The organism is Azospirillum sp. ST 5-10 (assembly GCF_051225715.1).
Lineage (GTDB): Bacteria > Pseudomonadota > Alphaproteobacteria > Azospirillales > Azospirillaceae > Azospirillum.
The window spans coordinates 140454-151363 of sequence record NZ_JBPJSP010000014.1 but is presented as its reverse complement, the minus strand read 5'-3'; the positions used below and the strand labels follow the sequence as shown (position 1 = coordinate 151363).

At 69.6% G+C, this 10910-nt stretch carries 13 protein-coding genes and 1 pseudogene; 4 read left to right on the top strand and 10 right to left on the bottom strand.

The window, feature by feature from the left end; translation table 11 throughout:
- Positions 1–115 precede the first annotated feature (115 nt).
- Positions 116–427, top strand: coding sequence for a type II toxin-antitoxin system Phd/YefM family antitoxin (locus ACSBPG_RS17275; protein WP_435538435.1), 312 nt, complete (start codon positions 116–118; stop codon positions 425–427).
- Positions 424–804: a type II toxin-antitoxin system VapC family toxin gene (locus tag ACSBPG_RS17270; protein WP_435538436.1), complete on the top strand. Its 381-nt coding sequence runs from the start codon at positions 424–426 to the stop codon at positions 802–804. The genes ACSBPG_RS17275 and ACSBPG_RS17270 overlap by 4 nt, the downstream gene beginning before the upstream one ends.
- A gap of 30 nt (positions 805–834) precedes the next feature.
- Here the strand turns inward: ACSBPG_RS17270 and ACSBPG_RS17265 are convergent.
- The 8 genes and pseudogenes from ACSBPG_RS17265 to ACSBPG_RS17230 all read right to left on the bottom strand — a co-directional run.
- A pseudogene (locus tag ACSBPG_RS17265) lies at positions 835–1620 on the bottom strand (IS5 family transposase); the annotation flags it as partial.
- A gap of 53 nt (positions 1621–1673) precedes the next feature.
- Positions 1674–2762, bottom strand: a complete 1089-nt coding sequence (locus ACSBPG_RS17260) for an AbrB family transcriptional regulator (RefSeq protein ID WP_435538434.1) — start codon at positions 2760–2762, stop codon at positions 1674–1676.
- On the bottom strand, positions 2759–3922 hold the full coding sequence (locus ACSBPG_RS17255; protein ID WP_435538433.1) for a mandelate racemase/muconate lactonizing enzyme family protein: 1164 nt from the start codon (positions 3920–3922) through the stop codon (positions 2759–2761). Before ACSBPG_RS17255 ends, ACSBPG_RS17260 begins: the two co-directional genes overlap by 4 nt.
- A 19-nt stretch (positions 3923–3941) precedes the next feature.
- Complete coding sequence (locus ACSBPG_RS17250) at positions 3942–5240, bottom strand: TRAP transporter large permease (RefSeq protein WP_435538432.1); 1299 nt, start codon at positions 5238–5240, stop codon at positions 3942–3944.
- Positions 5237–5725 carry a TRAP transporter small permease gene (locus ACSBPG_RS17245; RefSeq protein ID WP_435538431.1) on the bottom strand — a complete coding sequence of 163 codons (489 nt, stop codon included), beginning with the start codon at positions 5723–5725 and terminating at the stop codon, positions 5237–5239. Before ACSBPG_RS17245 ends, ACSBPG_RS17250 begins: the two co-directional genes overlap by 4 nt.
- 8 nt (positions 5726–5733) lie before the next feature.
- Positions 5734–6729: a TRAP transporter substrate-binding protein gene (locus tag ACSBPG_RS17240; RefSeq protein WP_435538430.1), complete on the bottom strand. Its 996-nt coding sequence runs from the start codon at positions 6727–6729 to the stop codon at positions 5734–5736.
- Between the two features lie 107 nt (positions 6730–6836).
- Positions 6837–7577 carry a FadR/GntR family transcriptional regulator gene (locus ACSBPG_RS17235; RefSeq protein ID WP_435538429.1) on the bottom strand — a complete coding sequence of 247 codons (741 nt, stop codon included), beginning with the start codon at positions 7575–7577 and terminating at the stop codon, positions 6837–6839.
- 226 nt (positions 7578–7803) lie between these two features.
- Entirely contained in the window at positions 7804–8202 is a 399-nt protein-coding gene (locus ACSBPG_RS17230) for a RidA family protein (RefSeq protein ID WP_435538428.1), read from the bottom strand.
- A gap of 212 nt (positions 8203–8414) precedes the next feature.
- Here ACSBPG_RS17230 and ACSBPG_RS17225 point away from each other — a divergent pair, with 212 nt between their 5' ends.
- Positions 8415–9020 carry a TetR/AcrR family transcriptional regulator gene (locus tag ACSBPG_RS17225; protein ID WP_435538427.1) on the top strand — a complete coding sequence of 202 codons (606 nt, stop codon included), beginning with the start codon at positions 8415–8417 and terminating at the stop codon, positions 9018–9020.
- Between the two features lie 42 nt (positions 9021–9062).
- Here the strand turns inward: ACSBPG_RS17225 and ACSBPG_RS17220 are convergent, their stop codons facing one another.
- A complete protein-coding gene (locus ACSBPG_RS17220; RefSeq protein WP_435538426.1) occupies positions 9063–9185 on the bottom strand; it encodes a hypothetical protein in 123 nt (40 codons plus the stop codon).
- A gap of 272 nt (positions 9186–9457) precedes the next feature.
- Here ACSBPG_RS17220 and ACSBPG_RS17215 point away from each other — a divergent pair, with 272 nt between their 5' ends.
- Entirely contained in the window at positions 9458–9769 is a 312-nt protein-coding gene (locus ACSBPG_RS17215; protein ID WP_435538425.1) for a hypothetical protein, read from the top strand.
- Between the two features lie 614 nt (positions 9770–10383).
- Here the strand turns inward: ACSBPG_RS17215 and ACSBPG_RS17210 are convergent.
- Positions 10384–10818: a MerR family transcriptional regulator gene (locus ACSBPG_RS17210; protein WP_435538424.1), complete on the bottom strand. Its 435-nt coding sequence runs from the start codon at positions 10816–10818 to the stop codon at positions 10384–10386.
- Positions 10819–10910: the final 92 nt, after the last annotated feature.

Here is a 10910-nt window from a genome sequence, read left to right as displayed (position 1 = left end):
ACCCGCGGGTTATGGCAGCCCAGCGGGTGCGCCGGGCGCTCCGGAAGCAGCGGCTCCATGCGTTCCCACAACTCACCCGGCAGCCGCCAGCCGTCGTCTTGAACCAACTTGCCCATTGAAACCTCCGGGCCGCAATGCACTGGACGTTCAACAGAGCAGGCGAAACCGGATCCCTACTGGAATAGGCTCTAAGGGCCAATTGACCGAATTGGTGAGGCGAGCTGAGGCTGGGGACGAGGTCATCCTGACGCGGCATGGTCATGCAGCCGTTCGCTTAGTGCCGATCAAAGCAACCGTTGACAGAAGTTCGCGCCGATCTCTACTTCACGCAGCGCGCGCTTCTGCTGCGAGAAAAGCAACCGCCGGGCCTACTGCGGCTCGAAGTCAGGACTTCCTTTATGATGATGCAGGCATACCGGAACGATAGCGGTCGATACATCGGCACTGATGGCAATCCTGCTCAACGATCCAGAAGCAGATGCCTGCATCGCGGTATTGGAAGCAGAAGAAGACCTCCTTATCTCGGCTGGCACGGTCGCCGAAGCGCTGATCGTTGCTGCCCGCCGGAATTTTGGCGAAGAAATGGCTCAAATCATTCATGGGCTCGGGCTTGAGATTGTCAATGTGACGCCAGCAGCAGTGCGCCGAATTGCTCAAGCTTATGCGCAATGGGGCAAGGGTGTCCATCCAGTGGCGCTGAATTTTGGAGGTTGCTTCTCATACAAAGTAGCAAAAGAGCACGGATGTCGCTTGTTGTTCGTAGGGAAAGATTTCTCTAGGACCGATCTGGAAAGTGCCATTTAGATGATGCGACGATAATAACCCAACGCAAAACATTGTCCAAAAAATAAGGCCGGATACCTCGATCCACGCTTCGTAGTCGCGGACCAGACGTCGCCAGTGATCATCCAGCCGAAGGTCCGCTCGACGACCCATAGCCGCGGCACGACCTTGAATCCCGGTTCGGTGTCGGTTCGCCAGACCACTTCAATGGTGACGTCGAGGAAAGCGGCCTTGTCCAGGAGCTTCTTACGATCGTAGGCGCTATTGGCGAAGAGGTGCTGCATCCACGGCCAGCGCTGGTGCATCGCGTCGAGGATCTTCTGAGCTCCGACAGCGTCGGAGACGTCCGCGGTGGTCAAATTCATCATCAGCAGGCGGCCATCGGTGTCCACAACGATGTGCCGCTTGCGCCCTTTGACCTTCTTGCCGGCATCGTAGCCGCGCTCCTTGACGGCGGGAGCGTTCACCGACTGGCTGTCCACAACCCCGGCGGTCGGACTGGCTTCACGGCCGGCCAGTTCGCGGTCGATCATCAACACCACGTCGTGGATCGTCTGGAACAGCAAACGCCGAAGGAGGTGCCGGAACCACCAATACACCGTCTACCACGGTGGGAAATCTTTTCGGTAGCAGCCGCCAGCCACAGCCCGTCCGGGCCAGGCAGCGCAGCCCATTCAAGACCTCCCGAAGGTCCACCCCCCTTGGGCGCCCCGTCGGCGCCTTCTTCGGCATCAGCGGTTCTATCAGCGCCCATTCCTCATCGGCCAGGTTCGTCGGATACCGCTTCGTCTTCTTCTCGATCTTGGCCATCCGGTCGCGCGTCGCTTCCATCCACACAGGAAGTTTGAATCATGACACGCCGCCGCGGCCACCCGTTTTCAAACGGCCTCTCAGCCCGACGTTCCGGGCTCCCCGTCCGCCTTGGCGGCGGGCTGCCACCACGGCGTCAGCAGGCCGAGGCCGGCGAAGCGGACGACGTGGTGGGTGGCGACGAAGGCGACGTCGAGGCCGAGCGCGAAGGCGACGATGGTCATCGCCTCCACCCCGCCCGGCGCGTAGGCCAGCCAGAGCTGCCCGAAGGGCAGGCCGAGCAGCGCGCTGCCGAGGGCGGACACCGCCCCGGTGAACAGCAGCGCCAGGCCGACGCTCTCCAGCGACGGGCGCAGGGCGCCCAGCAGGGCGCGCGGCGAGACGCCGCGGAAGCGCACGCCGATGACGGCGCCGGTGACGACGAAGCTGGCGGTCAGCAGCCAGCCCGGCAGGCGGTGGTCGGCGACGCCGCTGCCGTAGAGCACGGCACTCGCCAGCATCGCCCCCATCATCACGCCGCCGGGCGCCCGCAGCCGCTGGAACGCCAGCGCCGTCGCCGTGCTGGCGGCGCCGACCAGCAGCAGCTCGGCGAGGTCGCCGCCGGCCGCCGCCCCCGCTGCGGCCGCCGGCGCGGGTGCGGCGGGGGCCGGGGCCAGCAGCTCCAGCACCCACGGCATGACGGCGACCAGGGTGAACAGCCGCAGGCTCTGCGCCAGCGCCACCCGCAAGAGGTCGGCGCGGCTCTCCGCCGCCAGCACCAGCACCTGGCCGAGGGCGCCGGGGATGGCGGCGTAGCGCGCGGTGGCGCGGTCCCAGCCGTGCACCCGCTCCAGCCAGCGCGAGCACAGGGCGATGCAGCCGACCATGGAGGCGGCCAGCAGCACCATGCTGAGCGGCCAGGTCGCCATCTGGCGCAGCGTGTCCGGCGTCACCCCCGTGCCCATGGTGAGCCCCAGCAGGATGAAGGCGGCGGCGCTCAGGGGGCCGGGCAGGTGCAGCGGCGCCCCGGCCAGCGCCCCCGCCGAGACCGCCACCATCGCCCCCATCAGCAGCGCCGCCGGCAGGCCGGCGAGCTGGAACAGGCCGCCGCCGAGGGCGGCCAGCAGCAGGGTGAGGGCGGTCCGGGCGAGCGTTTTCGCGGCGCCCGGCGCCGGCGCGCCGGTCGTCACTGGTCGACGACGCCGCCGTCCCGGTGGTGGCGCATGGACACCCTGCGGGAGATCGGCGGGCGGACCTCTTCGGCGTTCTCCACCAGGTCCAGGCCGAGGCCGGGGCGGTCGGAGGGGGCGAGGAAGCCCTTCTCCACGGTGAACGAGCCGTCGACGATGTTGGCGCCGAGCACGGTCGGCGTCGACTCCATGACGTAGTTCTCGTGCCCCGTCGGGTATTCGACGATCGCCACGTTGGCCTTGGCGAAGCCCAGCGCCGCGCAGGCGGCGAGGCCGATCGGCGAGATCGGGTTGTGCGGGGCCACCTGGACGTCGTTGGCCTCGGCGATGGCGGCGATCTTCATGGCGGCGGTGATGCCGCCGCACACCCCCAGGGACACCCGGGCGAACGAGAGGGCGCGGCGCTCGATCGCCATCTTGAACTGGTAGACGTTGAAGTAGCGCTCGCCGGTGGCGACGGGGATGCGCACCTTGCGGGCGACCTCGGCCATGCCGTCGATGTTCTCCGGCCGGATCGGGTCCTCGATCCAGTAGGGGTCGTACTCCACCGCTTTGTCGGCGAAGGCGATGGCCTCGGCCGGGGTGAGGCGCCGGTGCAGCTCGAGCAGCAGGTCGACCTCGGTCCCCACCGCCTGGCGCACCGCCCGCACCGTCTCGACGCCCTCGGCGACCAGGCCGGCGTGGGTCATGAACAGGGGCTGCGCCTCCGGCTCGTCGAGGAAGGGGTTGAAGTGGCCGATGGCGGTGAAGCCCTCGCGGTGCTTGGCCACGGCGTGCGCCGTCACCTGCTCGCGCGTCGTCGAGTAGACGTGGGCGTAGACGCGCATGCGGTCGCGCACCTTGCCGCCCAGCAGCTCGTAGAGCGGCACGCCGAGCGCCTTGGCCTTGAGGTCCCACAGCGCGATGTCGACCGCCGAGATGGCGCCGCCCACCGCCGCGCCGTTGAAGTGGGCGAAGCGGTGCATCATGTTCCAGTGGTACTCGATGCGGCGCGGGTCCTTGCCGACGAGATAGTCGCAGAACTTGGCCAGCGCCGCCTCGGAGGCCTCCAGGTGGCCCCACGCGCCGCTCTCGCCGTAGCCGGTGACGCCGCCGGTCGCGGTGATCTCGGCGAACAGGAACTGTCCGACGCGGCGGGGGCGGGCTCGTTCGATCTTCATGGGTCGCGGTTTCCTTAGCTTAGCGGAGGCCGAACGCGTGCGGCAGGGACAGCACGAGTTCGGGGAACAGGATCAGGAGGCAGGTGGCGGCGACGGCGATCAGCACGTAGGGCACCGCCACCCGGAACAGCACGGCCAGCGGCACGAAGGCGATCTTGTTCAGCGCGTAGAGCACCATGCCGACCGGCGGCGTCAGCAGGCCGATGGTCAGCGCCAGCGACATGACGACGCCGAAATGCACGGGGTCGATGCCGACCCGCTCGGCGATCGGCAGCAGCATCGGCGTCAGGATGATGATCGCCGGGGTCTGCGCCATGAAGCAGCCGACCACCATCCAGATCCCGAGGAAGAGGAACATGACCGTGGTCGGGTCCTCGGAGATGCCGATGACCAGGCTGGCCAGCGCCTGCGGCAGGCCGAGGCGCAGCATCACCACGCCGAAGGCCGAGGTCAGGGCGATGATGATCATCAAGGTCGCGGTGTCGAGCGCGGTGCCGCGGAGCTGTGCCACGAACTGCCCCCAGGTCAGCTCGCGGTAGACGAACTTGGTCAGGACGAAGGCGTAGACGACGGCGATCGACGCCGCCTCGGTGGGGGTCGCCACACCGGTGTAGATGCCGGCGAGGATGATCGCTGGCGTCAGCAGCGGCAGGATCGCCCGCACCGCGGCGCGGCCCACCTCGCCCGCCGCCGGGATCGAGCCCTTGGGCAGGCCGCTGCGCACCGCCACGAAGGCGACCCACGCCATGAAGCACAGGGCGATCAGGATGCCCGGGCCGATGGTCGCCAGGAACAGGGTGGCCACCGACTGCTCGGCCTGCACGGCGTAGGCGATCAGCACGATGGAGGGCGGCAGGATCGGCCCCAGCAGCGAGGAGGCGGCGGTCACCCCGGCGCTGAACGGCTCGGGATAGCCGTTCTGCTTCATCGCCCGCATCTCCACCGCGCCCAGCCCGACGACGTCGGCGGTGGCCGAGCCGGACATGCCGGCGAAGATGAAGGACGCCAGCACGTTGGCGTGGCCGAGGCCGCCGCGCACCGGCTGCACCAGCAGCGCCACAAAGGAGAACAGGCGCTCGGTGATGCCGCCCGTGTTCATCAGCCGGCCGGCCAGGATGAAGAAGGGGATGGCCAGCAGCAGGAAGTTGTCGATGCGGTCGATCGCCAGACGGCTCAGCATCGTCGGGATGCGAGGGTCGAAGAGATCGCCGAAGAGGATGCTGCCGCCGACGATGGCCGCGAGGCCGGCCGCCGCGGCGACCATCAGGCCCGCCAGGATGAGGAGGACGAGGCCGGTGGCGAGATAGACCGAGATCATTGATCCATGACCTGTCCGGAGCTGGAGAGATAGACCGTGTCGTCCCGCCAGGTGGCGAGCACCGCCAGGCACAGCGAGGCGAGGGCGGCGAACTGGAGCGCGTACACCATGCCCATGGACAGCGCCGGCACGGCGATCAGCGACATGTTCCAGGTCTGCCCGACCTGCAGCAGCGCGCCCCAGGCGACGTAGGCGAAGACGAGCAGCGTCACCAGCTTCATCGCGCCGACGCCGGCCGCCAGCAGCGGCCCCGGCAGCTTGCGCAGGAAGAAGTCGACGACGATGTGCTCGCCGCGCAGGTAGGCCGGAGTCAGTGCGGCGTAGACGGCGCACACCAGGGCCATCCGCGAGATTTCCTCGGTCCAGCCGAGCGGCAGCTCGAGGACGTAGCGGAAGAGGACCTGGGCGAGGGTCGCCCCCACGGTGACGAGCACCAGCAGGACGGCGACCCCGGTCCAGACCCCGTCGAGAGCGCGACGGATCATGGCGTGCCTCAGTGGCCGGCGGCCTTGTCGACGTCGGCCAGCAGGCCGGGCCGGCAGTTCTCCTCGGCGAACTTGGCCAGCACCGGGCGCGCCTGGGCGCGGAAGGCGGCGCGGTCGGGCTCGACGAAGGACACGTCGGGGTTCTTCTCGATCTCGGCGCGGATGCGCTCGTCCTCCTTGATCGCGGCGTCGCCGAGCCAGGCGATGGTCTCGTCGAGCGTCTCGGCGAAGGCCTTGCGCTCGTCGGGCGACAGGGACTGGAGGAACTGGCTGTTGGCGAGGACGATGTTGTAGGTCCAGACGTGGCCGGTCAGGACGATGTGGCTCTGCACCTCGTGGAAGCGGTTGGCGTAGATGGTCGCCAACGGGTTCTCCTGGGCGTCGAAGACGCGCTGGCGCAGGGCGCCGTAGAGCTCCGACAGGGGCAGGGGCATCGGCAGGGCGCCATAGGCGCCGAACACGGCGGCGCGCAGGTTGTTGGTGACCCGCATCTTCACGCCCTGCAGGTCGGACGGCACCTTGACCGGCCGGTTGGCGGTGAGATGGCGCGCACCGCGCCGGCCGATGCCGACGATCTCGATGCCGTACTGGTCGTGGATGGCCTTGGACACCTCCTGGCCGACGGCGCCGCGCCACACCCGGAAGCCGTGCTCCTCGTCCTCGTAGACGTACTCGGCCTCCAGGCACTGGTACTGCGGCGCCACGTGCTGCAGGGCGACCGGCGAGGAGAGGTTGATGTCGATCTCGCCGCTGGAGAGCTGCTGCAGGTGCTCGCGGTCGCCGCCGAGCGTGCCGCCGGCGATGACGTTCATGGTCAGCCCGCCGCCGGTCCGCTCCGTCAGCAGCTTGGCCCAATGCTCCAGCGCCTGGGTGCTGACGTCCTTGGCGCTCAGGGTGGTGGCGGCGGTGATGCGGCGGGCGTCGGCGGCCTGGGCGAAGGTCAGGGTGCCGAGGGCCACGGCGACGGCGAGCCAGCCGGTGCCGGAAAGGCGGACATGGTTCATGGGGTTCCCTCTCGATTTTTGGCAACAGGGGGGCGTTCGGCCGCCGTCGGCGGCCGTTGCGGTGCTCCAGGGACGGCGGGAGCCGTCCGGGTCGGGGTGCGGGTCCGTCAGTCCGCCGGCGGCGTCGGTCCTCCCGACAGGGATTCCGGCTGCAGGTGCTCGAACATCAGGGTGCGGGCGCGGGCGGGGTCGTGCGCGGCGATCGCCTCGAAGATGCGCCAGTGCTGGCCGCTGCGGGCGTCGGCCGGGCGCGGAATGAAGCCGCAGCTCTCCCAGGCGGAGCGGAAGTATTGGTGCGCCTCGCGCTGCACCGCGGCGAGATAGGGGTTGCCGGAGGCCGCGGCGACCATCGCCTCGAAGTTGAGGTCGATGGCGAAGGCCAGGCGGGTGCGCATGGGTTCCGAGTCCGCCTCGGTCAGATAGCGGCGGATGCCATCGAGGTCGTCGTCGGAGGCGTTGCGGGCGGCCAGTTCCGCCGCCTCGCAGTCGATCAGGCGGCGCACCGCGGTGGCCTGGACCAGCATGCGCCGGCGCTCCTCCGAGCCGAGCGACGACGGGTCGAGCAGCACCAGGCGCTGCGGCTCCTTGACGAAGATGCCGATGTTGGGCCGCACCTCGACGACGCCGTAGCCGGCCAGCAGCTTCAGCCCCTCGCGCACCGCGGCGCGGCTGACCTGCAGGGCTTCGGCGAGGTCCCGCTCCGTCGCCAGGCGGTCGCCGGCCTTCAGCTTCTGCCGGCCGATGAGCTGCTGGAGCTGGCGGGCGACCATCTCCGGCACCTGCTGGCGGGCGATCGGTGTCAGGCCGGAGGCGGCCGCGGTCTCGCGGGAGGGCGTTTGGGAGGGCATGTGACGCTCTGGTGTTCTGGTAGTCGGGTGCTCCGGTGGTCAGACCACCTGACAGGAACGCTAGCGCCGCCCCGCTGACCATTGCAAGCAAAATAGTTTGGGGCACGGCGCAACGGCCGCCGCGCGGCACCCTGCGGACGGCGCCGCGCGGCGGCTCGACGATGGCGTCAGGTGGTGTTCCGTCGGTCCCGGACGGTTCCGTTCCCGGCCGGCGTCGGCACGCCGTTCAGGCGTTCTCGGGGATGCGGGCGATGACCTTGATCTCGAAGTCGAAGCCCGCCAGCCAGGTCACCCCCACCGCCGTCCAGTTCGGATAGGGCGGCGCGCCGATGATCCCCTCGCGCACCGCCATGACGGTCTCGACCTGACTCGCCGGATCGGTGTGGAAGGTGGTGACGTCCACGACGTCCCGCAGCGTGCAGCCGGCGGCTTTCAGGACGGCCTGGAGGTTGTCGAAGGCCAACCGCACCTGGCGCTCGAAGTCGGGTTCGGGCGAGCCGTCGGAGCGGCTGCCGACCTGGCCCGAGACGAACAGGAGGTCGCCCGAGCGGATCGCCGCGGAATAGCGGTGCGCGTCGTAGAGCGCATGCCGGTCGGCGGGGAAGATCGCTTCGCGTTCGGTCATGGTTTGCATCCTCTTTGGAGAAGGGGGCGCCGAGGGCGGTGCGGTGTCGCCGGCGTCGGCGGGCGACGCCTCGGCCGCGTCGGCCCGTTCAGCCTGCGGGCTTCACGAGCCGGGGCGTGAGTTGGTATACGCTCCGTATGCCAATTCATCACACATACGCCCCGTATGTCAATTCGCAAACGCGGCGTATGCAAATCGAGGGGGAGACGATCGTGGTCGCCAAACGACGGGCCGAGATGATGGCGGAAACCCGCGCCAAGCTGATCCGCGCCGCGCGCCGGGCCTTCGCCGAGAAGGGCTATGCGGGGGCGTCGATGGACGAGCTGACCGCCGAGGCCGGCCTGACGCGCGGCGCCCTCTATCACAATTTCGGCGACAAGCGCGGGCTGCTGCTGGCGGTGGTCGACCAGATCGACGCGGAGATGGCGGCGCGCGCCCGCGACGTCGGCAGCCGGGCCGCGACCGCGTGGGAGGGGCTGCTGGCCGAGGGCGTCGCCTACATCGAGATGGCGCTGGAGCCCGAGGTCCAGCGCATCGTGCTGCTCGACGGACCGGCCGTCCTGGGCGACCCGTCGCGGTGGCCGAGCCAGAACCGCTGCCTCCAGACGACGACGCGGGCGCTGCAGGCGCTCATCGCGCAGGGGGTCGTCAAGCCGGTGGACGCCGAGGCGGCCGCCCGGCTTCTGAACGGCGCCGCGCTCAACGCGGCGCTCTGGATCGCCGCCAGCGACGATCCGCAGGACGTCCTCGCCAAGGCGGTCGCGGCCTTCCGCTGCCTGGCCGCCGGGCTGCTGGAGCCGCCGGCGCGACACCCCTGACGCGGATCGCCGCCCGGCGAACGGGGCGGCGCTCCGGAGCGATCACACCCGCAGCGCTTCGGCCGGATCGACGTCCTGCTCAACAACGCCGGCTTCGGCCTGATGGGCGCGGTCGAGGCCCTGTCGGAGGCGCTGCGCGACGGGCTGGCGCCGCTGGGCATCCACGTGACCGTCGTCGAGCCGGGCTATTTCCGCACCGATTTCCTAAGCAGCTTTTCCGAACTCCGCCCTCCTTTGGGCGGGCTCGGAAGACCTGCAAAACCAGAGAGTCCGCAGGTTTGCCCGGGCCGGGCCATCGGTGGCCCGATCTGGGCAAACCTGCTTATACCGTCGAACGGAATGGCTGACACACCTCCTGCCCCCACCCTCCCCACGGCTCCGCCGCGGGTCCCCTCCCTCCCCTGCGAAGCGGGGGAGGGTCGGGGTGGGGGCAGGAGGTGTGTCAGGGTTTCGGCTCGGGGGTATTAGACGCCTCGTCGCTGTCGGTCAGCCGGACCCGGATCGCCGACGACGATGCGACCGCCGGCACGGTGCGAACCGTCGCCGAGCGCCTCAGCCACACCCAGCCGGGCGATCCCGCGAAGCTCGCCGACGTCCTCGTCACCTTCGCGGACGCGCCGAACCCGCCGATCCGCCTGCCGCTCGGCAGCGACACCGTGGCGGCCATCGAGAAGAAGCACGCGGCGGACCGGGCCATACTGGCGCGGGGTCGCGCGGTGTCGGTCTCGACCGATTTCACCGCGGCATGACGGCCAGGCCGCCGGGCGGAGGCGGGCCCTCCGCTCCGGCCGCCGCGGCGCGTCGCGCCCACGCATCCTGCCGATGCGGCGAGGTGCCCATGCGGTGCGGCAAAGCCCCGGCCTCGCACGGGGAGAGGGGCTGCGGCCCACCGCACGGCAACGTCCGCCAAGGCGACGGCCGCCCGCGGACACGCTCACTCGTCCCGGCTGACCGACAGGTTCCGCCGGAGAAGGCGCCGCACGAGTCCCGCCTCGTCGGCGCAGTCGTAATGCCAGGCTCGGCCGTTTTCGTCGCCCGCCCAGCGCGCTTGGCCCGGGATCACCGGTTCGGCGCATCCGTGGCACCGTGGCGGCTGGGGCTTGGGCGATTCACGGGAGATGACAAGCTGTTTCACGACACATATGACCCATTCGAAAGTCCTAGGTTAGGCGGTGCGGATTCTATGTATAGCAGCATATGTGTTTTGTAAATTGACAATGGGAATCGGGATTTCCCTCGCGTTCACTGCAACGACCGGTTCCATCCTGTTGTGAATGCTGGAAAGTCGGCGGCCGGCGAGGACGGCGTGCGAAACGGCCGGACAATTCGGCGGGGCCTGCGGCACCGCGGGTCGCCGGCGCCGTCAGGGGAGGTCCCTCATCTCCGCGTCGCCGGGCGACAGCGCCTCGACGATGCGGCAGTCGGCGATCCGCCCGCCGCGGCGGCACTGGTGGGCGAGGCGGTCGAGCTCCTCGCGCAGGCGCTGGAGGGCGGCGATCTTCCGTTCGACCGCGCGCAGCTGTCCGAGCACCAGCGCATCCACCTCGCCGCAGGGCCGGTCCGGCTGGTCCGCCAGGTCGAGCAGGGCGCGCACCGTCTCCAGCGGGAAGCCGAGCTCGCGGGCGCGGCGCACGAAGGACAGCCGCCGCACGTGCTCGGCGGTGTAGGTCCGGTAGTTCCCCGGCGTGCGGGCGGGTTCCGGCAGGATGCCGATCTTCTCGTAGAAGCGGATGGTCTCCGCCTTGGTCCCCGTCGCCTTCGCCAGGGCACCGATGGCCAGTCCGGATTTCGCGGGCATCGCCCTTGACCCTCTAGTTGCTTCAAGGTCCATCTTACGCGACGGAGAGCCCAGCCGCAGCCCCGGTGCTGCGCGCACCCGTATCCTCCGGA